The organism is Aliiroseovarius sp. CAU 1755 (assembly GCF_054482655.1).
In genome coordinates this window covers 1312238-1337745 of record NZ_JBTLRH010000001.1, presented here as the reverse complement: position 1 = coordinate 1337745, position 25508 = coordinate 1312238, and the positions used below count along the sequence as shown (strand labels likewise).

Annotated in this window: 20 protein-coding genes; all 20 read left to right on the top strand. The window is 59.4% G+C overall.

The window, feature by feature from the left end; all coding sequences use genetic code 11:
• Positions 1-162 precede the first annotated feature (162 nt).
• The 20 genes from ACXYMP_RS06655 (at position 163) to ACXYMP_RS06560 (ending at position 25505) form a co-directional block, all read left to right on the top strand.
• A complete protein-coding gene (locus ACXYMP_RS06655) occupies positions 163-1407 on the top strand; it encodes a glycosyltransferase (RefSeq protein ID WP_458905148.1) in 1245 nt (414 codons plus the stop codon).
• Positions 1408-1481: 74 nt separating this feature from the next.
• A complete protein-coding gene (locus ACXYMP_RS06650; RefSeq protein ID WP_458905146.1) occupies positions 1482-3353 on the top strand; it encodes a GumC family protein in 1872 nt (623 codons plus the stop codon).
• Positions 3354-3387: 34 nt separating this feature from the next.
• A complete protein-coding gene (locus tag ACXYMP_RS06645; RefSeq protein WP_458905144.1) occupies positions 3388-4770 on the top strand; it encodes a hypothetical protein in 1383 nt (460 codons plus the stop codon).
• Positions 4767-6128, top strand: coding sequence for a lipopolysaccharide biosynthesis protein (locus ACXYMP_RS06640; protein WP_298569798.1), 1362 nt, complete (start codon positions 4767-4769; stop codon positions 6126-6128). The genes ACXYMP_RS06645 and ACXYMP_RS06640 overlap by 4 nt, the downstream gene beginning before the upstream one ends.
• The gene (locus tag ACXYMP_RS06635; RefSeq protein ID WP_458905141.1) at positions 6125-7477 is read left to right on the top strand and encodes an O-antigen ligase family protein; all 1353 of its coding nucleotides are present in this window, start codon (positions 6125-6127) and stop codon (positions 7475-7477) included. The genes ACXYMP_RS06640 and ACXYMP_RS06635 overlap by 4 nt, the downstream gene beginning before the upstream one ends.
• Positions 7474-8703 carry a polysaccharide biosynthesis/export family protein gene (locus ACXYMP_RS06630; protein WP_458905139.1) on the top strand — a complete coding sequence of 410 codons (1230 nt, stop codon included), beginning with the start codon at positions 7474-7476 and terminating at the stop codon, positions 8701-8703. The genes ACXYMP_RS06635 and ACXYMP_RS06630 overlap by 4 nt, the downstream gene beginning before the upstream one ends.
• Positions 8704-8719: 16 nt before the next feature.
• On the top strand, positions 8720-9892 hold the full coding sequence (locus ACXYMP_RS06625) for a glycosyltransferase family 4 protein (protein ID WP_298569809.1): 1173 nt from the start codon (positions 8720-8722) through the stop codon (positions 9890-9892).
• 4 nt (positions 9893-9896) lie between these two features.
• Positions 9897-10748 carry a sulfotransferase family protein gene (locus ACXYMP_RS06620; RefSeq protein ID WP_298569811.1) on the top strand — a complete coding sequence of 284 codons (852 nt, stop codon included), beginning with the start codon at positions 9897-9899 and terminating at the stop codon, positions 10746-10748.
• Positions 10749-11305: 557 nt separating this feature from the next.
• Positions 11306-13426, top strand: a complete 2121-nt coding sequence (locus tag ACXYMP_RS06615; protein WP_298569814.1) for a polysaccharide biosynthesis protein — start codon at positions 11306-11308, stop codon at positions 13424-13426.
• Positions 13411-14667, top strand: a complete 1257-nt coding sequence (locus ACXYMP_RS06610; RefSeq protein WP_458905136.1) for a glycosyltransferase family 4 protein — start codon at positions 13411-13413, stop codon at positions 14665-14667. The genes ACXYMP_RS06615 and ACXYMP_RS06610 overlap by 16 nt, the downstream gene beginning before the upstream one ends.
• Complete coding sequence (locus ACXYMP_RS06605) at positions 14667-15119, top strand: GtrA family protein (protein ID WP_458905134.1); 453 nt, start codon at positions 14667-14669, stop codon at positions 15117-15119. Before ACXYMP_RS06610 ends, ACXYMP_RS06605 begins: the two co-directional genes overlap by 1 nt.
• Entirely contained in the window at positions 15116-16774 is a 1659-nt protein-coding gene (locus ACXYMP_RS06600; protein ID WP_458905132.1) for a hypothetical protein, read from the top strand. The genes ACXYMP_RS06605 and ACXYMP_RS06600 overlap by 4 nt, the downstream gene beginning before the upstream one ends.
• Positions 16775-16889: 115 nt before the next feature.
• Positions 16890-17699 (top strand): glucose-1-phosphate cytidylyltransferase, encoded by an 810-nt coding sequence (rfbF, locus tag ACXYMP_RS06595; RefSeq protein WP_298569826.1) that lies wholly within the window; start codon positions 16890-16892, stop codon positions 17697-17699.
• A gap of 8 nt (positions 17700-17707) precedes the next feature.
• Positions 17708-18841 carry a CDP-glucose 4,6-dehydratase gene (gene rfbG / locus ACXYMP_RS06590; protein ID WP_458905129.1) on the top strand — a complete coding sequence of 378 codons (1134 nt, stop codon included), beginning with the start codon at positions 17708-17710 and terminating at the stop codon, positions 18839-18841.
• Between the two features lie 25 nt (positions 18842-18866).
• Positions 18867-20069 carry a DegT/DnrJ/EryC1/StrS family aminotransferase gene (locus ACXYMP_RS06585; protein ID WP_298569831.1) on the top strand — a complete coding sequence of 401 codons (1203 nt, stop codon included), beginning with the start codon at positions 18867-18869 and terminating at the stop codon, positions 20067-20069.
• Positions 20066-21172: an acyltransferase family protein gene (locus ACXYMP_RS06580; protein ID WP_458905127.1), complete on the top strand. Its 1107-nt coding sequence runs from the start codon at positions 20066-20068 to the stop codon at positions 21170-21172. Before ACXYMP_RS06585 ends, ACXYMP_RS06580 begins: the two co-directional genes overlap by 4 nt.
• Positions 21169-22413 (top strand): class I SAM-dependent methyltransferase, encoded by a 1245-nt coding sequence (locus ACXYMP_RS06575; protein ID WP_298569836.1) that lies wholly within the window; start codon positions 21169-21171, stop codon positions 22411-22413. Before ACXYMP_RS06580 ends, ACXYMP_RS06575 begins: the two co-directional genes overlap by 4 nt.
• 8 nt (positions 22414-22421) lie before the next feature.
• Positions 22422-23384 carry an NAD-dependent epimerase/dehydratase family protein gene (locus ACXYMP_RS06570; protein ID WP_458905124.1) on the top strand — a complete coding sequence of 321 codons (963 nt, stop codon included), beginning with the start codon at positions 22422-22424 and terminating at the stop codon, positions 23382-23384.
• Positions 23381-24418, top strand: a complete 1038-nt coding sequence (locus tag ACXYMP_RS06565) for a glycosyltransferase family 2 protein (protein ID WP_298569841.1) — start codon at positions 23381-23383, stop codon at positions 24416-24418. Before ACXYMP_RS06570 ends, ACXYMP_RS06565 begins: the two co-directional genes overlap by 4 nt.
• A gap of 4 nt (positions 24419-24422) precedes the next feature.
• Positions 24423-25505, top strand: coding sequence for a glycosyltransferase family 4 protein (locus ACXYMP_RS06560; protein ID WP_298569844.1), 1083 nt, complete (start codon positions 24423-24425; stop codon positions 25503-25505).
• Positions 25506-25508: the final 3 nt, after the last annotated feature.

Sequence of the window (25508 nt, the reverse complement as noted above, 5' to 3'; positions counted from 1 at the left end):
CCACTTTTTCGCGACAATAACCCAACCAAGAATGCATTGTTTAGAACTTCGAAACCGAGCCGCGAAATAGCGGGCCAATACACCAGAAAACCACGCCCCTACATGCACATACATCAAGTTTCGACCTTGCCAGACATTCCCAATCCATGCAACCTTCCCGGCATGAAGGTTATTCACGTCGTCACCACTACAAATGTGGGTGGCGCCCAGATTATGTTGCAACGCTATTTATCGGCACTTGGTGAAAATGCGGCTTCGCATTCGGTGATTTCGCTGGTCCCCTCGGGCCCTATCGCGCCAGACATTGAGGCGCTTGGTGTTCAGGTTGCAGATCTCGGGCTCAGCCCCGGTCGGGTCACTCCGGCGGCGCTTTGGCGTTTGCGTCGCCTGTTGCGCGATGCAAAGCCCGACATCGTGCATGGATGGATGTATCACGGATGCCTCGCAGCGTGGGCAGGTCTGATCGGCAACCGCCGAAAGGATGGTCCGGCGCTGGTCTGGGGTGTGCACCACTCGCTTCAGGACATTGCCAACGAGAAACGTTCGACCCGATGGGTGGTGCGGCTGATGGCGGCGATGTCGAAGCGGGTCGATCTGATCACTTACTGCTCGGGTGTGTCGCAAGACCAGCACGAGGCGATCGGCTTTTGTAAAGACAATGTCGACCTGATCCCCAATGCGGTCGACACCGAAGTCTTCAAACCCGACCCCGACGCCCGTGCCCGCCTTGGCGCGATCTGCAAAATCCCGGACGGGCGGCTGATTGTCGGTAATGTGGCACGTGGCCACCCGATGAAAGACCACGTTTCCATGGTGCGGGCCACAGCCATGCTGATCGAGATGGGGCACGACGTGCAGGCCGTTTTGGTCGGCGAAGGCCTAAGCGACAGCCCCGCCGTCCAAACCGCAAGCGAGCTTGGCATCCGCGACCGCGTCACCGCACTTGAGACCCGATCCGACGTGCATTCGATCGTGCCGGGCTTTGACATCTTCCTACTCTCCTCGGCCTGGGGCGAGGCATTTCCACTTGCAGTTGCCGAAGCCATGGCCGCGGGTGTGCCGTGTGTGGTCACGGATGTCGGGGATTGTGCGCTGTTGGTTGGCGACACGGGTCGGGTTGTCGCCCCTGCCGCACCGCAAGAGCAGGCGAAAGCCGTCGCGTCCCTGATAGATGCGGGGCAAGCGGCGCGCAATGAACTGGGACAACGCGCCCGCGCCCGCGTCTCGGAACATTTTTCGGCCCCACGCTATGTCGACCGCCACGATGCAGCCTATGCCCGCGCGCTGAACCGGGCGACCGGGAAAGGCGCAGACGAAACCCAATTCGGACAAGCCTCGCAAGATAAATTGGCACATTCGCCATCCACGCAAAAAGTTTCCCCAAATCGTGGGGATCGCCGCTATTAATGCTTTGACCGGTGTGACAGCATCGGGAGTTATTAGTTTTTTTCAATCTGTCGGCTCACGGAGGAGCACGCCACATGACGGCAGACACACAACACAGACACGACACCACACCCAGCGATTTTGACCGCATTGGTCTGGACGGCTTTTGGATCATCCTTCGGCGCCATTTGCGCATGATGATGTTGATCGTAATCGGCGTGATCGGCGTTACGGCACTGGTCCTGACACGTCTGGAGGAACGCTTCACCGCACGATCGACATTGGTCCTGACGGGGCTGGACACGCGTGTCAGCCGCACCGATACGCAGCTTGAAAGCTTCGAGCTGTCGCGCGCGGTGATCGAAACCGAAATGGATGTCTTGCGCTCGCGCGCCTTCGCCGCCCAAGTCGCCGACTCGCTGGCGCTGTTTGACGACCCCACCTTCGTTAAAATCGGGGCAAACCCTTCGGCTGACAACGTAGCGTTGCACCAAGAACGTGTGCTGGACAAGTTGCAGTCGGCTTACAAAGTGTTTCGGTCCGGCGAAAGTCTGGCCATCGACATCATCGCAACCGCGGACAATGCCAAGCTTGCTGCGAAAATCGCCAATGGCATTGCTGATGTCTATATCCAGAGCGGCGTTTCCGAACAGAAGGCCAACGTCAGCAAGTCGATCGACTTCTTGCGCACGCGCGTTGCCACTTTGGGTGAAGAACTGACCCTGACCGAACTGGACCTGGCGGACTTCATCCGGGAAAACAAGTTGGACGATGATCAATTGCCTGAACGGTTAAGGTCACAAGTCCAATACCTGACGACCATCCTGCGGGCTGGCGGACAAGAGGGGCAAGACGCGGCCAACACGGAACGCCTGACAAAAGAGCTCGCCAGTGTCGAAGCCGCCCTGCAAGACCGCACGCGCGCAGAGCTGACACAGATGCGCAAGGAACGACTGCTGGAACTTCAGCGGTCACGATATCAAACCGCAATCGAAAAGCTGAATGAGCTGGAAACCCAAATCCAGCTTGTCGGACAGGGCGCACGTCAGGTGTCGGTCGCCCGCGCACCGGCCTCGGCGTCTTGGCCCAACAAGACCGCAGCCCTGATCATCAGCGCGATTGGTGGGCTGGTGCTGGCGTTTGTGGTGGCTTTGGTGCTGGACCTGATGAACCGTCGTCTTTGGAACGAAGAACAAACAATCCGCGTCTCAGGCATGCCGAATGCTGGCTTTTTGCCGCGCTTCAACCGCTCGATCGCGTTCCGTCCACAGGACTCTGTGGCACATTACCTGCTGTCCAACCCCCGATCCATGTTTGCCCAAGCCGTGCGCAGTGCCACTGGCCTTTGGTTTGACGACGAAAGCGACGGATGGGTGGTTATGATCACTTCGGGCTTGCCCCATGAAGGCAAGTCCACCGTGACCGTCGCACTTGGCCTTGCCGCTGCTGTGGACGGGTTGAAGGTGCTTGTTATCGACATGGACAGCCACCGAGAAGACGCCGCCCGCCTGCTGGAATCGTCAGAGCCGCCAAGCAAACTGGCTGATGCAGTGTCGGGGGCCGTGCGCCCCAGTCCGGTCGTCATCAAAGGCGAACGCATTGAAGGGTTGGACTTGATCTCGCTTGACGCGCGCAGCTCAGCGAACCTCAAGGATCAACGCAAGCTGCTGTCCACGCTCAAGGAAAAGCTGCACCAGGAATACGACCTGATCGTGATCGACACGCCGCCCGTTCTGGTGGTCGATGACACGCTGCGCATCGGCATTCTGGCCGACGAAATCTGGCAGGTTGTGCGCTGGGGGCGGACATCTGAAACCGTCCTGCGTGACACGGTCGAGCGTCTGAAACGCGACGGTTTGCCCATTTCGGCAACCATCATCAACGACGTGGACACACGCCGTCATCGGAGACTGGGATACGGTGGATATGCCCAGTATTACAATTATGGCGAAGGCTATTACAAATAGTCGCCCGATACAGGCGCGTTGGTTCTGCGTGAGGATGGCCGCGTCTGTTGTTGCCATGTTTGCAGGATTGTCCGGCGCACTGGCAGACGGTTCGGCATTTTCGAGCCAGCTGGCGTTTCCCGGTGCGCAAGGCTTCGGCGCGGGTGCCATTGGGTGGCGTGGCGGCGATGTTGTGGCCGTGACCACGCTAGATGATCGCGGACCCGGATCGCTGCGCGCATGTGCTGAGAACCGGGGAGAGGCGCGGGTTTGCATCTTCACGGTCAGCGGCACCATCTCGTTGGCGACACCCATCTATCTGGGCGCCAACCTTTATGTGGCTGGCCAAACGGCACCGGGCGACGGGGTGCAGATCAGAAACGCAGCGTCGACGCATACGCCGCTTATCCTAAAAAATGTGACAGACGTCGTGGTGCGCTTTCTAAAGATTCGTCCCGGCCCCAGCAAGACACCATCCCCCACCGTAGATGCCGTCACGGTCGAGAATGCGCGCCGCATCTACCTTGGCAACCTGTCCATGGGATTTGCCACGGACGAGACGTTCAACATCCATGTCTCGAACGCGACAGCAGCCGACATCACGCTGGCCGACAGCCTTCTTGCCCTTAGCCTAGATCGCAGCACTCATCCCAAGGGCAAGCATTCGAAAGGGGCGCTGATCTGTTCTGACGAGGGGTCGGACAATGCCTGTGGCCGGATCACGCTTTTGCGAAACCTGTTCGCCCACCACCGCGATCGCAACCCCGACATCAAAGCCACTTCAATCGGCCCGGTCGAGGTCATCAACAACGTTTTCTACAACCCGATCAGCCAGTTCGGCGAGTTTTATGATCTGTTGGGAGAGACCCGCATCGCCTATGTCGGCAACGTTGCCTTGACCGGGCCAAGCACCATCTGGCGCACGCCTGAAGCCGTTCAGGTGTTCAACTGGAACGATGCGACCGATGTGGCTTTGATGGTGCGCGACAATATCGCCAGCACCGCCAACGGGTGTCGAAAACGCAATACCCGCGTGTTGGACCGGGAAGCCAAACGCAGCCAGATCCCGGACACGGACATCACATTGACCACCCCTGCCCTACCCTCGGATCAGGTGCTTGAAACAGTGCTGGCCCGCGCAGGTGATCAGATCCTGCCAAACCGTCAGCCCGACGCCCTTGATGCGCGCGTTCTGGACGACGTGCGCCACTGCACTGGCGCCGTTATCGACCGGGTCGATCAGGTTGGGGGCTGGCCGGACCTCGGAACAGCGCCCGCCATAACCGATAGTGACGGCGACGGGTTCCCGGATGACTGGGAAGCCCAGACCCCCGGCCTTGACCCCGCAGAGCCAGATGATCCATGGCAGCCCGCCCACAGCGGTGGCACCAGCAATCTGGAGCTTTGGTTGGCGCAGCTTGCAGGGGACGGCACATGATCCGGACGAAGCTTGCGAAGTTGAAGGGCGATCAGGTCGCCGCGCGCCTTTTGCGCAATTTGAAGTGGATCGTCTCGTCACAGGTCGCAATGGCTATTCTGGGCATGGTATCGCTTGCCGTTGCGGCGCGTGCTTTGGGGGCTGCCGGGCTTGGCGCGCTTGCCTTGATCGAGGCCTTCGCCCGCATCATCGCGCGTCTTGTCCATCTGGAACCGTGGCAAGCGGTCATCCATCATGGCAGCGCCGCGCTTGAAAACAAGGATCAGGGTCGTTTTGCGCGACTGATCGGCTTGTCGGTCCTGCTGGACATCGCTGGCGGTGTTTTGGCGGCGGTCGTCGTGTTGGCGCTTGCGCCCATGCTTGCCCCCGTTATGGGGTTGGAGGGGCAGCCCGCCACCTATCTGACGCTGGGCGCTTTGGCTGTGCTTGTTTCCTTGCGCGCGACCGGCATCGCGCTGTTGCGCCTGTATGATCGGTTTGACGTGCTGGCCAAGATCGACACGGCCACCGCGGCATTCCGTGCGATCTTGTCAGTCATCGCCTACCTGTTGGGGGGCGATCTTTTGCATTTCGTCGCCATTTTCATCGCCTTCAGCCTCGTTGAAGGGCTGGCCGCCTATCTCTTTGGTCGCCGCGAGATGAAACGTCATGGCCAGACGATGACCCTGTCTGGCATGCAAGCTATGCTGACCGCCAATCCGGGGTTTCTGCGCCTCATGTGGAACTCCAATCTGGCGGTGATCCTGCGCCAGACCACACAACGGCTGGATGTCGTGATCCTGGCGACGTTGGTGGCCCCTGTTTATGTCGGTCACTACCACATTGCGCGCCGGTGCGGTGAAGCCGCGATCCGGCTGGGGCGCCCGATCAAGCAAGTGGTGTTTCCCGAATTCGCACGTTTTGCGGCGCGCGGCGAATACCAGAAAATCAGCAAGACAGCGACGTCGATCAGCCTTGGGTTCACCGCGGTTTTGGTGGCCGGATTGCTGCCGACCCTGTGGTTCATCGAGCCCCTCGTCACCAGCATTTTCGGACCCGATTTCGCGGCCGCAACAACGGTCGTGTCAGTCCAAGCCATTGCAGTTGCACTGTTTTTGGCCGGCGTCATTCTTGGGCCGGTGCTATTGAGCCTTGACGCAGACCGCGGGCTTATGTGGACGGGGGTGGTCACAGCGGCGCTATTTTTCGTGCTGCTTTATCCGTTGGTGTCCATGTTTGGCGTGACCGGTGCGGCGTTGACGCACCTTATTTGCAATAGCCTGTGGCTGATCGCCTGTATATGGTTGACCCACCGTGCCTTGCGCGCGAAAGCCACGCGGCCCGCCGCCAACGCCTCCGAGCAGGAGGAGCCTGTATGAAACAGAACCCACATCGCCACCACCATCACCATCACCACCACCATCGCACGCCGGACCTGCGCCACAGGTCGGCACGGTTTGATCCCTTTGGATTGGCGGCCGCAGGATTGCTAACACCCGAGGGGCTGTTGGTCGCCGCAGCGGTCGTTCTGGCGCCAATGAACCACATACGTCTCAGCGGGGTTTACATCACCGCGTCCGACATCGTGGCGCTCGCCGCTTTTATTCTGATGTTGGCAAAAGGAAGCGTGCCGATCCGCTTTTTCGGCCCGGCAACGGCATTCTGGGGTCTGTCCTTCATTGCCTTTGCGGGCGGTATGACCATGAGCTCGGTCATAAACGGTGACCCGGCTGCTTTGCCCAACACGCTTGCGCAATACAGCTATTCCTTGCTCGTGCTGCCAATGATCCTTGGCGGTCGTTCCTATGCGCAGACCTTGGCGCTGATCAAGCTGCTGATCGCGGCCTATGTGTTCGTCATGTTATTTGGCGCTTATGTCGTCCATTTCGTGGACAATCCCAACCGGATGTTGGTGTCGGGCAACGGGCGGATGCGGTCGCTGATCCAGCGCGAAAACGAAACGGCGGTGCATGGCGCGATCGCGATTGTTCTGGTGCTTGGGCTTTATAAGCTGGGCGCGATGCGGGCACGTTCGGTTCTGCTCTGCATTCCCCCGCTGATCTATGGCATCATGCTGACCGGATCGGTGTCGGGGCTGTTGGCCACGTTCCTTGGTGTCACGCTGCTGGTCTTGATCGTCGGGCCCATTCGGCACATCCCGATCTCGGCTGCGATCGTGGCAGTTGTCGTCGTCATCCTGCTGGCGTTCGGTGATATCTTCCTGCCCGAAATCTTCCGCAACCGGGTGCTGGACCCGCTGCTGAACCGTGGCCTGGTGGGTGCTGGAACGTTCTCGGATCGGGCGTTACTGATTCAAGAGGCCATGGCCATCATGAAGGATACGGTGTTTCTTGGCTTGGGCGTGGAACAGTTCCGCGAATACAGCGCCCACAACGCGGCTGTACACAACAATTATCTCGCGGCCTTTGTCGAAGGCGGTCTGATCTCGCTTCTGGGTTTGATCGGGTTCTTCCTGTCAGCCCTGACACTGGTGTGGGCGGCAATCGTTTCGCGGGTCAATCGACAGGTCTGGGCAATGACCTTGGTTGTGCTGTTGATCTACGCGGTCGCCTTCAACATGTTCCCCACCTTCTATGCCCGTTTCTGGAACGTGCCGTGGATCTTGCTGCTATCCCTGACAGCATCGCTGCTGACGCCCTTGCGCCACAAAGACCAGCCAATACTGCCACACCCATCCCCAACCCTGAAAAGGAGAGCCCGCTCATGAGCCCTTTGCGCAAGATCATCCTGACGGTCCTGGCCACCCTTCTGGCAGCCACCTTGCCTGCCTTGGGCGAGGATTATGTTCTAAACGAACAAGATGAATTGCTGGTGCGTGTTTTGCGTTGGGATTCGGAACAGGATGCCTATGCTGTTCTGGATGGGGTATCCGGTGAATACACCATCGGGTCCAACGGCACGCTTTCGCTGCCGTTAATCGGATCCTTGGCTGCGAAGGGCGAAACCGTGACAACGCTTTCGCGCCAACTCGCGATCGCGATAGAACGCAAGCTTGGCTTGTCTCCTCCGCCACGCATTGGGGTCCAGGTTATCAGTCACCTGCCCGTCTATGTTCTGGGTGCGGTCAGTTCGCCGGGGGCCTACCCCTATCGTCCGGGCTTGACCGCTCAGCAAGCCATGGCGCTTTCAGGGGGGCTGCTGCGCACCAATCCGGGGGACCAGAACGGCTTTACGTTTGACACGATGCGCCTTGGCGGCGAGGTCCGCATGTTGGAAAACCAGATCGAGGCGCACACCGCCGAGCAGCAGCAGTTGCTGGCCGACCTTGAGGCCCTGAACGCACAAGAGGCATCTGGGGATGACGGCATGACCGAACTTCCGCAGGGCCTTGAGGCCGACATTCTGGCCGCCAAGCAAAACGCGCGCGCCGCCCAAGGCGAGCGGATCCGCGACTTGCAGGCGGTGTTGCGCGAACAGATCGACCGGCTGACCGCCCAGATCGCGTTGCGCGCCGATCAGATTGTAACGACCGAAGCCGAGCTGAAAGATGTAAGTTCGCTAAAAGAGCGTGGACTGACAGTGAACACGCGGGTGAATGCGTTGACTTCGGCACTGAATGAGTTGGAGGCGAAACGCCTTCAGCTTGAAATCGCGCGCCTGACCGCGCAGCAGCAGCTCAACCGCGCCCAGCGCGACGAGCTGGCTCTTGTGGATGACGCGCGCGCAGAAACGCTGGCGCGCCTGAATGCGGTTGAACGCGACATCTCGGGCCTGCAGATCAGGCTGGCCACGGCGCGTGCATTGCGCGCACAGGCCGTATCGGCAGGGATGGCAGTGCCAGATACGGTAGGAGAAATGGCGACGCGTTATCGTGTGACCCGGGTCGTGGACGGTGTGGCAACCACGTCAGACATTCGTGCCACCGATCCGATGCGCCCCGGCGATACGATAGAGATCGACCGCGTCGACCAAGCCATGCCTGACGCCAACTGATATACTGGATCCCGACATGGGTAAGACACGCATCCTCTATCCCTTCGTCGGGGGAGCAACGATTGGTGGCAGCCATGTCTCGGCGCTGAAGCTGATCTGCGCCCTTGACCTGACGCGATATGACCCAGTGATCGTGCTGCACCGTGAAGCTGGCGCTTTGGGCGATTTTATCGCCGACATGGGGCTGGACTATACGGTTGTGACCACACCGCCGATCATCGCTCCACGCCACAGCCGCAGCCCCTCGGATGCCTCGGTTCCGGGGTTTCTGCTTGGGTCGGTGCCGCGGATGGTCAAGTTGCTGAGGCAGTGGAAGATCGACATCGTGCACACCAATGACGGGCGCATGCATGGGTCGTGGGGGCTGCCCGCCAAACTGGCGGGGTGCAAGTTTGTCTGGCATCACCGGCAGGCCCCCGATGCCTTGGGCGTGAACAAGATCGCGCCGCTTCTGGCGGATCGCATCCTTTCAGTGTCCGAGTTTTCACGACCCGTTCGCCCGATACGGTCCGTGGATCGAAGCTTCTCAGTCGTGCGCAGCCCTTTCGATTTGTCCACCCCGACACCTGATCGCGCGGCCAGCCACAAGGCTTTGTGCGACGAATTGCGTGTGCCTGACGACACCCTGTTGCTGGCCTATTTCGGTGTGCTGAACGAACGCAAGCGACCTGTGCATTTTACCGAAGCTGTCGCGGCGGTGGCCGATGCGGTCACAGACCGTCCCGTGCATGGATTGATCTTCGGCAAGGTCGAAACCGAAGGCTCGGATCTGGACGCGGCCTGCGTGGCGCGCGCCAAGGCTCTGGGCATCCAGGACAGGCTGCACCTGATGGGGTTTCGCGACCCGCCTGCCCCGGCAATGGCGGGCGTTGATGCCTTGCTGATCACCGCGCTTGATGAACCGTTTGGGCGCACCCTGATCGAAGCGATGCATCTGGGCACCCCGGTCATCGCAACGCATCACGGCGGCAACCCCGAAGCAATCACGGATGGCACGACAGGCTTTCTGGTCGACCCCTGGAACCCTGCCGCCTTCGCGCGCCCCATCAGACAACTGGCCGACGATCCGGCCCTGCTGAACGCCATCACGCGCACCGCTCAGGACGAAGCCCGATCCGAATACGGGCTGGGGCGTCACGTCACCCAAGTCTGTGCGGTTTACGACGACCTTTGCCCGAACAAGGACTGATCCCATGACCAAGCCGTCCGGCAGACCCATCGACTTTCTAATCATCGGCGCAGCCAAATGTGCAACAACCTGGGAGCAGCAATCACTGTCGGCAAGTCCCGGAATCTTTATGCCCGCGCCCGAGCTGCATTTCTTCTCGCGTGTTTATGATCGCGGGTTCGATTGGTATCGCGACCAGTTTGCCTCCGCCGCATCAACTGATCTTATTGGCGAAAAGTCGAACTCCTATCTGACCGAACCCGCTGCGGCGCAACGGATCAAGGATGCCTACCCCGATGCCCGGTTGATCGTGCAAATGCGCAACCCTGTGCAGCGCGCCTATTCCGACTATTGCATGCTGTTTCGACGTGGTGAGGTGTCAGGTGACATCGACCGTCATCTAAACCCTGATCGCGCCGGGCAGGAGCGGTTCTTGCATGATGGACGCTATGCCCACCATCTGGACCGGTTCTATGCCTTGTTTCCGGCAGATCAGATCCTGTTGTTGGCGTTCGAGAACGTGGCGACCGACCCGACGCGTCAATTGGCACTGGTTGCCGACCATATCGGCTATGGCGGTGTGCTCAGCGCTCCCTTGCGCGAAAAGGTGAAAGACAAAGAGGCCCCGGTCGTGCCGCGCGGCTTGCGAAAGGTTCTGGCCCCGCTGCGCCCGATCCTTGACCCGATCCGGGAATCAACACCGATGAAAGCCCTGCGAAACGCCGTGGCGCGGCCCGTCAGCTATCCCGCATTGACACCCGACCTTGAACGCAAAATGACGGACTATTTCCGCGACGATGTCGACAAATTGCGCGCGGTTGCACCGGATGTCGTCGCCCGCTGGGACCAGCAATTTGGAAGCGATTCTAAAGGTTAACACCACCATAGATTGAGCTCCCGAAAGCAGGCCCCCGCATAGCTTGAAACGCTATGAACGGCGTGAATATGCCGAAATCAAGGATATGTCCTGATTTTCTTGACCATTACCTTTATATGCAAAGGTATACCTGCTGGATTGCACTGGGTGCGACACCTTGGAAACAAAGTGTTGAGACATTTCATTAGAAAACTTGCCGAATATGAGATACATTCTAACTGTGACTTGGTTCGGTGAGCGCTCGAACGGTGAAACGTTCGAGAAATCCAGGGGTGGATCCGACTCCGATTGTTAGTCAGTTCGGTGGTTTGACCATGTGGTGTAACTCGTCACCCCCACCATTGTGATACTTGGCGTAGTTTTAACGCCGTTTGTTCGGGCTATTTTGAGCCTTTGTAAATATTGAAGCACAAGGAGCGTTATTTGACGCGCTGGACTGTGGGCAAAGCTGGCAACAAGCTGTTCCACATATTTTTAATCCGAGGCACGTCGACCCTTGGCGCCGACAAGTATCGCGCAATTGAATTAGAAACGGAACCGGGGAAGGTTCTTATATCATGCTTGATGGAATTGGATTCCAAGCCTTGACAGCTGCAGGTGCGCAAGCCCGCCAGCAGCTAAGGGAAAAATTGAAACTCTGGGCGATCCAGAAAAGCGCTGAGCTGCGTGCCAACCGACGTCTTGTGTTCGGTGACGCGCTTGCTTCGGCGTTTTCGGTCTTTGTTGCGATGGCTTTGGCCTATGGCGGCGCGGTCCCGAATGCGATGTGGGTTGCGATGCTGCCGTTGATGGCGTTGGCTAGCCTTACGGGATTTGTTGCCTTCACGCTGCTTGATTTCTACAGGCGCCACTCACGTTCCACCTCGGTTCGCGACATCACGATCATTTCGCGTGGTGCAGCGGTGGCGATCACGGCGCAAGGCCTGATCGCGTCTGTTTTGCCTTTGACCCAAGCCGTTCCCTTGTCCGTGTTCTTGATCCAGTTCCTTGCGACGGTCCCGTTTTTGGGGTCGTTGCGCATCGTGGCACGTAGCCGCGAGTTGATCCGCAGGGACAAACGTGAACAGAAAATGGCCGAAGAGCAAACGCCTGTATTGCTGGTCGGAACGGGCACCAATTGCGACCTTTTCCTACGCTCGCTGCGCAATACCCAAACGAAATATGTGCCCATTGGCATCATCGATGATGTGCGTGATACGACGGGGCTGTATTTTCACTATGTAAAGATCCTCGGATCGGTGCGTGACCCCAAGGCCGCCGTTGCGGCCCTGCAGGCCGCCGGCGAAAAACCCGCCCAGCTTCTACTGACAGAGCCTGTCTCGCATTTCGAGAGCAAGGGCATGTTTGAGCTGCTGTCCTGGGCGTCAACCAATGGGATCAAGGTATCACGCCTTCCCGGTCTGGGTGATCCCGAGGTCGAAGACGAGGCGAAAACAGGACCGACCCTGCGCACAGTCGATCCCGAAGAGATCCTGAACCGGCCGCAAATGGCTGTCGAAAACTCGCTGTTGCGCGAGCTGTTCCAAGGCCGTCGCGTATTGATCACCGGAGCCGGTGGCTCGATCGGAAGCGAGCTTTCGCGCCAAATCGCATCCTTCGATCCGTCGATGCTGATCTTGGTCGATAACTGCGAATTCAATGCCTATTCGATCGATATGGATCTGGCGCGCCACTATCCGGATGTGAACAGACAGGTTCTGATCGCGTCGATCCGTGACGCAACGCGTGTGAAGTCGATCTTCAAGCGCTTTCAGCCCGAGCTTGTGTTCAACGCCGCCGCGCTGAAGCATGTGCCGATGGTCGAACTGAACCCCTGTGAAGGCGTGCTGACCAATGTGATCGGCACCCGCAACATCGCCGATGCGGCCCGTTCAGTGGGCGCGATCGCGATGGTGCAGGTGTCGACTGACAAAGCGGTCAATACCACCAACGTCATGGGGGCTACCAAACGCGTGGCGGAATTCTATGTTCAGGCGCAGGATCGGATTACCAATCAGACCCAAGAGGGCACGCGTTTCTTCTCGGTCCGGTTTGGCAATGTGTTGGGATCGTCGGGTTCGCTGATCCCACTGTTCCAGCGCCAGATTAGCGAAGGTGGTCCGCTTACCGTTACTGATGCGCGCATGGAGCGGTTCTTCATGACGATCCGCGAAGCGGTTCAGCTGACCACGATCGCCGCCGCCAAGGGGCTTGCCCAAAACACTGGTCTGGGCGAGATTTTCGTGCTGGACATGGGCGAACCGGTGAAGATCGTCGATCTGGCCGAGCGTATGATCCGTTTGGCCGGTCTTGAGCCTTACCGGGATATCGACATCGACTTCGTTGGCATCCGGCCGGGTGAAAAGCTGTTCGAAGAACTGTTCGACAAGGCCGAACAGCGCCATGAAAGCGGGATCGAGGGTGTCCAATCCGCCCTGCCCGACGGCATTCCCATGGCCCATTTGCGCGGCGCAATCGTGCAGTTGGAGCTGGCCGCGCGCGCTGGAGATGAGGGCGCCGTGCGGCGTCAGCTTCAGGACCTTGTGCCCGGCTATGGGCGCGCGACCCTGCGCGACGTCACATCTGACACGCAGCGTTTGCCGACGCAGAAACCAGTCCGCCGCGCCCCAATCGCTGGCCCAATGCGCCAACCGGATGCGCAAGCCACGACGGAGCAGAGACTATGGGCCGGGGAATAAGGCAGACGGCCACGCCAATAGCCTCGCAACTGGACGTGACAAACGGCAATGTCAAAGGGTCGACCAAGCGCGCTGTGCTGATTGGCAGCCTTGGCTGGTCCTTGGTGAATTTCCGTCTGGACCTGATGCGCCGCCTGCAAGCCAACGGCTTTGAGGTGTTGGCTGTTGCCGCTGATATCGACGAGGACACAGCCGCCCAGCTTGACAGTCACGGCATTCGCCACCGCACCGTGCCGATGGATCGCACCGGCACCAATCCGCTGCGCGACCTGCAAACGTTGTGGGCGTTAACAGCGCTTCTGCGACGCGAAAAACCGGACCTCGTCATCTCGTATACGATGAAGCCGAATGTCTATGGCAGCCTTGCGGCCCAATTGGCGCGCGTTCCGGCGCGCTTTGCTCTGTTCACCGGGCTTGGCTATGCGTTTATGGAGGCCGCCCCGACCGGGCGTCGCAAGAAGGTGCGCGATCTGTCAATTCTGTTGCACCGCGTGGCGCTGCGCCGGCTGCACGGCGCGTTCTGTTACAATGCGGCAGACCGTGGCGACATCCGGCGTTTTCGCCTGATCCCCGACAGCGTGCCCCTGCATGACGTGCCCGGATCTGGCGTGGACACGACGCGCTTTGCGGCGACCCCTGTGCCCAAGGGCAAGATCAGGTTCCTCTTTGTGGGCCGACTGTTGCGCAGCAAGGGGCTTCAAACACTCGGCGATGCCGCGGCGCTGTTGCGCGCGCAAGGTCGCGACTGTGACATTGAAATTTTGGGACCGGCAGACAGCAACCCCGACGCGATCGACACCGCAACGCTTGACGACTGGCAAGCGCGTGGTCTGGTCACCTGGCTGGGAGAGACGCGCGATGTGCGTCCTTTCCTGCAGCGGTGCAGCGTCTTTGTCTTGCCGACACAGCTGCGCGAGGGCATTCCGCGTTCGATCCTTGAAGCCATGGCCAGTGGGCGCGCTGTCATCACGACAGACGCCCCCGGCTGCGGCGAGGCCATCCAGAACGGCGTGACCGGGATGGTTGTGCCACAAGGTGACGCGAAAGCCCTTGCGCAGACGATGGCACAGTTCATTGACGATCCGTCACTGGCTGACACCATGGGACAAGCCGCGCGGAAGCTGGCCTGCAGCACCTATGACGTGCACCGGGTAAACTCGATCCTGATGCAGCATATGGGCGTGGAGCACCAAAACGCGGACACCGAAACCCCGCCTGCCACAGCTGAGGTCGCTTTGTGATGACCGATGCCCCGCTTTCACCGGACACTGCGCGCCCCGGCCCAGCGACTGCGCCGGCCGGGTCAAAGCATTCGGGACGCATCCTGCGCTTCCTGTTGGCGGGTGTGGCGAACACCGCGTTTGGGTATGCCCTTTATGCCTTGTTGGTGGTGATCGGCTTGCACCCACAGGTCGCGCTGGCGCTGCAATTTGCCATTGGCGTCGTCTGGAACCACACCCTGCACGGTCGTTTCGTCTTCGGAACCAAGGGTTACGGGCGGTTTCCCCACTATGTCGCGGCTTATGTGGCGGTGTATCTGTTCAACGCAGCGCTGCTCTATCTGCTGATCGGCACCGGGATCGGGCCGTATCTGGCGCAGGGGCTTGCGCTTGCTCCGACGGTCGTCCTGTCTTACTTGCTTGTGTCGCTGGCCCTGAACGTGCCCCTGCGCGCGAAAGGCGGCACGGTATGAGCCTTCTGGAAGTTCACGCCATCAACGAGGCCAAGGCCAAACCGCCCGCCAACGCCAGCCGCCCCGCCACCTCGCGCGTCACAAAGTGGCTTGCAGCACTTGGCTTCGCGCTTTTGTTCGCCGCCATCTATGGGCGCCTGATGGGCTATGGCCTGCGCCGTGACGAAATGCTGTTCGTGCCACCGGCCGTCTTGCTGCCAGACCTTCAGCTTTATGGCGACTATTTCTACAACCACGTGCCGTATTCAGCCTGGTATTTCAAAGCCATGGCCTTGATTTTCGGCAGTGGCGGCTTGCTGTTTTCCACCCGACTGGGCATCTTCTTTGCTTGGGTCGGGCTGGCTGGGGCTATGGGCTGGACCATGTTGCGGCTGTCGGGGTCTATCCGCATGGCAGCGTTTGGTGTCATCTCTGTTTTGACCAGCCACGCCTTGATGGACGGGCCCGGCATGGCGGCAACCAACAACCTGCTGCAACTTCCTTTCGCGCTTTTTGGCATGGGGCTGTTCCTTGTCGAGGTCAAAGGCGCCACACTGAGACCCGCAGCACTTGTGTTGTCCGGTGTTATGCTGTCGGTCGCGACAGGTATGAAGGTCAGCTCTGTCGCTTTCATCCCGCCCATTGCCATTGCCGCTTTCTTGCTGCCCGCAGCCCTGCCCTTTTCGGCACGCCTGACCCGTGTTGTCTTGCCCGTGCTGACCGGTGGGTTGATCGGGGCATTGCCGCTTTTCTGGCTTCTGCTGTCTGACCCCGACTTGTTTTTGGCCCATATCATGAAGTTCCACGTCGGGCCTCACGTCACATATTGGGAGGCAAACAAGCTGTCAGAGCCCGACCTTGCGATGGGATTGGGCCAGAAGCTTCAACTCGCCTATGGCGTCTGGCTGCAAGGGGCTGCGTTGATTGTCGCTCTGGTCATCTTGGCATTGGCATGGATGGGGCGCACTGCGGCAGTGGCCCGGACAAAGGGCAGATGGTCGGATCGGTCAGCCCTTGGCTTGATCCTCGTTGTTCTTGCCACCTTGGTGACCACTGCGGGGATGAGCCTGACCCCGACCCCCGGCTTTTCGCAATACTACATCGCACCCTTGGTGTGCCTGCCCCTGCTGGCCGCGTTGATCTATGACGCCTTGCCACCTGCGAAACGCGCGCAAAGCTGGCCGCTTTTGTCGGCGGCGACGGCCATGTTGGTGCTGATTGCCGTGCCATGGCTGGCCCCGGACATGCGCAAGACCCTGCGCCCTGGCATGACGACGCCTGCGAAAATCGAACGGGGCGCCGCAGCCCTGCAAGACAGTATCGCGCAACTTCACCCGGCCGGATCGAAGGTCGCCACCTTCCTGCCGATCTATCCGCTGGAAGCCGGTCTGTCCGTCTATCCCGAGTTCGCGACCGGCCAGTTTGCCTATCGCATAGCACCCTATACCGACCCGGACCTTGCCCGTTTTTACGTGATGGCCGGTCCCGATGACATCGGTGCCCTTTTCGATCGCGACCCACCGCAAGCGATCCTGATCGGCTATGAACCGGCGCTGGAAGCACCTTTGCGTGACTACGCGCTGACACACGGCTATCGTAAGGTGTCAGTCCCGCATCTGGACAACCGATACGGGCAGGGCGAAGTGTATTTTAACATCGGAGGGCAAGAGAAATGACAAACGCCCTTTTGACGAAATTTGAACTGCAATTTCGGACCTGCGTGGTTGGGCCAAGACGCCTTGCCAACTTGCGCCGCAATTGCCCAAATCATTCTCAGAAAGGGGAGTAACTATGCAGACATTGCTGTTGGCGGGTGGACTTGGTTCACGGCTTGCCGAGGAAACTGTCACAATTCCCAAACCGATGGTCGAAGTCGGCGGCCGCCCGATCATCACCCGCGTGATGGATATCTACAGCCATTTTGGACACAAGGATTTCATTGTGGCTGCGGGTTACAAAGCGGTTATTTTGAAACAGTTCTTTGCCAACTACCACCTGATTGCCAACAACATCACGGTGTCGCTTGATACTGGCAAGATGGAACTGGTGCCGTCAGCACCGGGGGGGTGGAATGTCTCGGTGGTGGACACCGGGCCGCACACGATGACCAGCGGTCGCATTCGGCGCCTGAAGGAATGGCTGAACCCCAATGAACCGTTCATGGTGACCTATTCCGATGGTCTGGGAAATATCGACATCAACGCGCTGCTCGACTTTCACAAATCGCACGGCAAGCTGGCGACAGTCACTGCGGTGCAGCCGCCTGCGCGCTTTGGCAACATCGAACTGAACGGCGACCGGGTCGAGGCATTCACCGAAAAGGTGCGCCGGCGCGACACCTGGATCAACGGTGGCTATTTCGTCTTTGAACCCGAAGTCATGGACTATTTCGTCGATGACATGGAGCCGCTGGAACAGTCGCCCCTGACGCAGATGGCGCAGGATTGCGAACTGATGGCCTATCGCCACGAAGGGTTCTGGCATCCGATGGATACAGTGCGCGACCGCAACACGCTGGACGCGTTGTGCGAAGACGAAACACCCCCTTGGATGCGTTTCAACGAAGACCTGCCGAACGATGTAACGGCACTGGCGATCTGAGGCAGACCATGGCTGGAACAGTTGCTTCGAACTTTGGCGGCGCCTTTGCCGGTTGCCGCGTCCTTGTCACCGGGCATACCGGTTTCAAGGGCGGCTGGCTGACGACGTGGTTGCGCCAGCTCGGGGCCGAGGTCGTCGGTATCGCCCTCCCGCCCGAGCCCGGTCCCTCGTTTTGCGAGGTCACGGCGCTGACACAGGGTATGGACAGCCGAATGATCGACATTCGCGATGCCCAGCGCCTTGCATCCGAGGCCGCCGATATTGACGCGGATCTGGTCATTCACATGGCCGCACAGCCCTTTGTGCGCCGATCCTATCGCGACCCCGCGGAAACTTTCGCCACGAACGTGTCGGGCACGGCGCATGTGCTGGACCTGGCGCGGTCGATGACATCGCTGCGCGGTGTCATCGTGGTGACCAGCGACAAATGCTATGAAAACAACGAATGGACCTGGGGATATCGTGAAAACGATCCGATGGGGGGATCAGACCCCTACAGCGCCTCGAAAGGGTGCACAGAACTGGTGACGCAGGCCTATCAACGATCGTTCTTTGCGGACCCGAAAGGGCCACAACTGGCTTCGGTGCGCGCGGGCAACGTTTTTGGCGGCGGCGACTGGGGCGAGGATCGGCTGATCCCGGACATGGTGCGCGCTGTGCAGGCTGGCACCATCGTCGACATCCGCAGTCCCGACAGCATCCGTCCGTGGCAACACGTGCTGGAGCCTTTGTCGGGCTATCTGGCGCTGGCGGCAAAGCTTCTAACGGAGGGCGCACCTTTTGCGGGGCCGTGGAATTTCGGGCCGGACGTGTCTGGAACAGTCACAGTGCGCGACCTTGCCGGTTTGGTGCAGACGGCATGGGGGCTGGGGGGGCCGCAGTTTCAGTTTGCAGATGTGCAATCCGCAAAAGGCGGTCTGCACGAGGCTGGCATCCTGCGCCTTGACAGCACCAAAGCTCAAACTGGCCTTGGCTGGCGCCCACAGCTTAGCTTACCACAAGCCGTTGATTTAACATCGAAATGGTACAAATCTCACTTGGACGGTCAGGACATGACCGCGCTTACCAAAGCACAGATCAATCACTATAGCGACCTGATGTCAGGCGCGAAAACACAAGGGTCGGACGTCGCAGCGCAATAGCGCGGACGTTCCAAAGGAGACAGATATGAGAGTGAATTACGGCCAAACCGTTCACGGGCAAGAAGAAATCGATGCCGTGGTCGAAGTTCTGAAGACCTCGACGCAGATGGGCCCGCGCGTGCGCAAGATGCAAGAACGCGTGGCTGCGCTGTTTGCCAAGCAACACGGGGTGATGGTGAACTCCGGGTCATCTGCCAACTATCTGGCGGTCGAGATCCTTGACCTACCCAAAGGCAGCGAAGTGATCACCCCGGCCCTGACCTTTGCCACAACCGTGGCACCTTTGGTTCGTCAGGGGCTGATCCCGGCTTTCGTTGACGTGGCCGAGGGCACTTACAACATCGACGTGGACGCGATCGAACGGATGATCACGCCCAACACCAGCGCGGTCATGATCCCATCCCTGATCGGCAACCTGCCGGATTGGCGGCGCATTCGCGAGATCGCCGACGCCCATGGGCTGAAGGTCATCGAAGACAGCGCAGATACACTTGGCGCGACAATCGAAGGCAAAAGCACGGGGCTTTATTCCGATGTCTCGACCACCAGCTTTTATGGCTCGCACGTGATCAACGGGGCCGGCAATGGCGGCATGCTTTGCGTCAATGACGAAGAACTTGGCCGCAAGGCGCTGTTGCTGCGGTCCTGGGGGCGCAGTTCTTCGCTGTTTGTCGAAAGCGAAAGCATCGAAAACCGGTTCGGCGTGAAGGTCGATGGCATCGACTATGACGCCAAGTTCCTGTTCGAGGATCTGGGCTATAACCTTGAACCTTCGGAAATCAGCGCGGCGTTTGGTTTGGTGCAACTGGACAAGCTGGAGCACAATATCCGCGAACGCGAAAAGAATTTCGCAGCCCACAACGCGTTCTTCAAGGATTACGCAGATTGGTTCATCCTGCCCAACCAGCTTGAAGGCGGGCGCACGGGGTGGTTGGCCTATCCGCTGACCCTGCGCGAAGGTGCACCCTTCACGCGGCGCGACATGCAGATCCACCTGGAAACCGCCGGCATCCAGACCCGCCCGGTATTTACCGGCAATATTCTGCGCCAGCCCGCAATGAAGAACGTCACAAGCAAGACAGATCCCGCCGGCTATGCGCAGTCGGATGCCGTCATGCGCGGCGGTGTGCTTTTGGCGCTGCATCATGGATTGACGGATGATCACATGACTTACATGCACGAAACCTTCGCAGGTTTTGCCAAGACCAAACGCAAAGCTGCCGAATGAGCGTGCACGCGCCCCTGTCCCCCATAACGCCCGCGTGGCTACCGCAAGGCGGTGGTCACAATGCGGGTATTCATGGGCTAAGGGGCGTGGCTGCCGCCATGGTGCTGTTCGCGCACATCATCGGCGGGACGGCCGAACATGTGTATTCCGCCAGCCCGGGCTATCTGGCAGTGGCTGAACCGCTTTGGAATTTCGGCACGTTTTTCGTCTACCTGTTTTTCGCGATAAGCGGCTACGTGATCTTGCCCAGCGCGTTCCGCTATAGCCCCGGCGATTTCGCCTTTCGCCGTATGGTCCGCATCTATCCGCTGTTTCTGGCCTGCAGCCTCGTGTTTATTGTCGGAAACCTCATCTGGAACCTCGAACCCGAGGTCAACAATCCAACGGCCATTTTCCATGCCTTGACGTTCACAAACCTGCTTGTCGGCGCAAAGCAACTGACGCCAAATGCGTGGAGCCTGTCCTACGAGATGATGTTCTACGCGCTGGCGGCGGCCGGCGCTTATGCGGTGCTGCAACGGCGGTTCGGTCTGGGTCTGGTCGTTGCGGTGGCATCTGCTGCCTTCGTTGCGCTCTATCCCAAGGCGATCTATTTCACTGTCGGAATTATGGTTTTTGCGATGAACAGCGAAGGGATGACGCGCAAAATACCGCTGCGCCCGTTGGCTGAGCTGGCGGCGGCTATTGGCCTTGCGGTCGCGGCATCTCAGTCGCATTTCGACTTCCACCCCGGAGAGCTGAGCCAGCCTATCACCCTGACCTGCCTTACTTTGACAGGTATCTATTTCTTGCTCGCGGTTGAACCCGATAGCCTGACCGCCCGCGCCCTATCTGCCCGTTGGGCACAGTATCTGGGCACCATCAGCTATAGCCTCTATCTTGTGCATCCCTACGTCTACATGCCTATGCGCGTGCTGTTTCAGCGGTTTGACCTGTTTGGCGACAATGTCGTCCTCAGCGTCGCAATCTTTGGAACCGTGACGGCGCTGGCCTCGGTTGCCCTTGCGCAATTCTCGTTCGTTATCTTTGAAAAGTTCCCGCAAAATCTGGCCAAAAGCTGGGCTAAGCGACCCAAGTTCATTCAAAAGGAAACCCGCCCATGACAGTGCATTCCAAGCCATCCTCGACCCTGTCGAAATGCCGGACCTGCGGGTCCGAGAACCTGTTTTTGTTCCTTCCGATGGGGGCTCATCCGCCTGCCAACATGTTTGCCAAAACGGCAGATCCCGCGCAGAAACAACCCGCTTTTGATCTGAACACGCAGGCCTGTCTTGAGTGTGGCTTGATCCAGGTCGCCGATCAGGTTCCGGACGCCTTTTTTGAGGACTACCTCTATGTCCCATCTGGTGCGGCAACGATGCACGAACACTTTGCCGGGCTCGCCGCCGTCGCGTGTGAAAAAGCAGGTGGCGGGCTGATCGTGGATGTCGGATGCAATGACGGCTTGATGCTGGGCCATGCGGTCAAGGCCGGGGCGCGCGTGTTGGGGATCGACCCCGCCGCAAACATCGCCCCCCTTGCGCGCGAACGCGGGGTCGAAGTGTTGACCGGGTATTTCAACCCCGAAACGGCGCAAACCGTGCGTGACGAGAAGGGACCCGCACAGGTCATCACCACGACCAACACCTTCAACCATATCGACGACCTGCACGGGTTTCTTGATGCGGTTCTGATCCTTCTGGACGACGATGGCACCTTCGTGATCGAAGTGCCATGGGGCAAGAAAATCGTCGAAACCAACCAGTTCGACAATGTCTATCACGAGCACATGTCCGAGCTGAGCCTTCTGTCCATCGTGCGGTTGGGGCAGTCACGGGGCATGGATGTTGTGGATGTGACCAAACTGCCGGTGCATGGCGGGTCGATGCGGGTGTTCATGCAACGTGCCTCGCTTGGCAAAACGCCTGCGCCCATCGTCGCTGAGATGTTGGAGGAAGAGCGCGCAGCCGGTCTGACCGAACGCGCGACCTACGAAGAATTCGCGCGTCGCGTGGACGAATTGGGGGCCAAGCTGAAAACCATGCTGGCCGAGATCAAGGCAGACGGCAAAACCGTTGCCGGCTATGGCGCCCCTGCCAAGGGCAACACGCTTCTGAACTATTTCGGCATCGGGGCCGAAACGCTGGACTTTGTCGTCGACAAGAACCCGCTGAAGCAGGGTCTGTTCACGCCGGGAACGCGATTGCCGATCCTGTCACCCGAGGCGGTGGCCGAACGCGCGCCCGATTATCTGCTGGTCCTTGCGTGGAACTTCTTTGACGAAATCCGCGAACAGATGTCCGATTTCGAAGCCCGCGGCGGCAAGTTCATCGTGCCGTTGCCGATGCCACGCATCGTGCCATAGGAGATCACATGGCGCGTGTCCTGATAACTGGTGCAACGGGTTTCATTGGCTCTCACCTCGCGCGGGCGTGCGTGGTGCGGGGCGATGACGTTACGCTTGTGGTCCGGCCAAGCTCGGATCTGGCGCGGGTGTCTGACCTTAGCGCGCAATTGCAAATCCACCGGGTTCTTCTGACCGATCAACCTGCGATGCACGCCTGTATGAAGGATGCGCAACCCGAGGTGATTTTTCATCTTGGTGCGCGCACCCGGTTTACCAAGTCTCAGGACCTTTCGGATTTCGCAACCAGCATTGACGACAACCTGAAGACGCTGCTTGGCATCGTTTCGGCGGCAGCGACGTTGCCAGCCCCCCCAAGTGCGTTCGTCCGCGCAGGCACCATTGCGGAATACGGTTCAGTCGCGCCACCCTATCGCGAGGACATGCGCGAAGCGCCCAACAGTGCCTATGGTGCGTCGCTTTTGGCAGGCACCCAGTTTCTGGAGGCTTTGCGGCCGCGACTCCCCTTCGCGACGTCGACAGCACGGCTTGCCCTGACCTATGGGCCGGGGCAATCGCGCGACTTTCTGTTGCCGTCGCTGATCCATACATGTTTGAATAATGAGCTTTTCATCGTGGCGCGCCCTGAAGACCGGCGCGACCTGATCCACGTGTCTGACGTCGTCAGCGCGCTCTTACGACTGGCTGATCTGGAGCATGCGGCGCCCGGCCTTGTGAATATCGGCACCGGTCGCGCACCAACGATGCGTGCCTTGGCCAAGCTTGTAATCAACGCCACTGGCGCGTCACCTGATGTGATACGGTTCGGCGACCAGGAAGAAGATGATGTGGTGGAATTGCGCATCGACCCCACGCGCCAGCGACAGCAGTTACAGTGGTCGCCGCGCATTGATCTTGAAGAAGGCGTGGCCATGACCGTTGACGACGCCCGCGCCACACGACCAAACGGCACGAACAGGAGGTCAGCATGACCACGCTTGTATCCATCCTCATCCCCGCTCTGAACGAAGAGATGAACGTGCGGCGTGCCTATGATCGCGTCGTTGCCGTGTTTGATGCGCTGCCGGACTACACGCCAGAGATCATCTTCACCGACAATCATTCCGACGACAAAACATTCGATATCCTGTCCGAAATCGCGCAAGCCGATGACCGGGTGCGGGTCATTCGCTTTTCCCGCAATGTCGGGTATCAGGCGTCGGTCTTGACCGCCTATCGCTCGGCGCAGGGGGCATGTTCGATCCAGATCGACTGTGATCTGCAAGACCCGCCAGAGCTGATCCCCGAGATGTTGGACAAATGGCGTCAAGGCTATCACGTGGTATATGGCATCCGGCGCAGCCTGCCGGATGGGCCATTGGTCGCGGCTGCGCGACGGGCGTTTTACACACTGATCGACTGGATCAGCACCGACGATCTGCCGCGCAATGCAGGCGAATTTCGTCTGACCGACCGACGTATTCTGGACGAACTGCGCAGGGTCGATGACCGCTCACCTTATGTGCGCGGGTTGATCAGCGGGATGGGGTTCAACCAGATCGGATTTGAATACGACCGCGAAGCGCGGCTTGAAGGGACCTCGAAGTTTCCGTTTCGCGCGATGTTGGCATTGGCAGTCGATGGGTTGATCAACCATTCTCTGGTGCCTTTGCGGCTGGCCTCGTTGATCAGCTTGACGGTCGGGCTTCTGACCTTCCTTTTGATGATCGCCTATGTCATTGCGCGCGTCGTCTTTGGTCAGGACTGGCCAGCCGGTTTCGCCACGACCACTGTATTGCTCCTGCTGTCGATGACCCTGAACGCGATGTTTCTGGGCATCATGGGTGAATATGTCGGGCGAATATTCATTCAATCAAAAGATCTGCACCGCCCCCTGATCGAAGCCGAGCTAAACCAACCTGAACCCCGCGAGGATACGACCAAACCCCTGACACGCGAGGTCGATGTGCCTGCGCCTAATGCGGAGCTGACGGCGCAAAAAGACGCCGGTCACGCAGCGGAGTAACACATTGCGCGTATTGTTCATTCAGGGTGGTTTCGGGACGGGTGGGGCCGAAAAAATCGTCGCCATGATCGCCAATCACCGGGCCGCGCATGGTGACCAGGTCGAGGTCGCCGGGATGCGTGCACCGCGAGACGGCTCGTATTATCGCTATTCGCCAGACGTGACGCTTCATGTGCTGGAACCGAACGTGCCGGCCAGCGAACCGGTCAGCCAGATAAAGCGGCTGAAAATGCTGCGGAAGTTGATCCGGGACAGAAAGCCGGATGTGGTCGTGTCATTTCTGACGAAGATCAATGTGCTGACACTTACGGCCGGGCTGGGAACCGGTATTCCGATTGTCATCTCTGAACGTAACAATCCGCGTGCGCAAAATAACCACCCATTGTGGCACACCGCGTCGATGACGCTCAGTCGCCGGGCGACGTCTGTTGTCACACTGACGGAACGGGGCCGCGACCAATTGCCTGCGAAAGTCCGCCACCGAACACGGGTCATACCCAACCCTTGCGTACCCATCGAAGGCGCGCGCGCGCAAATCAACGGCGCAGCATCGCAGCTGGTCGCGGTGGGGCGGCTGGATTGGCAGAAGGGCTTTGATCTATTGCTGCATGCCGTCGCCCGGTTGCGCGACAGTCACCCGACCCTGTCCCTGACAATTTTCGGTGAAGGGCCTGAACGCAAGGCGTTGGAAGGCTTGCGGGCAGATCTGGGTCTGGAAGCCACTGTTGCGATGCCCGGCACCACCCAACGCCACGGCGCCTGGGTCAGCGAAGCAGACATCCTCGTCGTCACCTCACGCTACGAAGGGTTTTGCAATGTCGTCGCCGAGGCCACCCTGTCCGGCGTCCCGATCATATCTTTCGATTGCGAGTTTGGGCCGCGCGAAATGATCCGCCACGAGGTCAATGGCCTGTTGGTTCAGACTGGTGATATCGACGGCATGGCCGACAACCTGTCGCGCTTGATCAACGATACGCAGTTGCGCGCCCGCATGTCGGCCGCGTCATATCTGAATGTCGAATACCTTGACCCTGATCGCATACTGAAATCCTGGGATGCAGTGATCAACGACGCGGTGGAGGTGTAGACG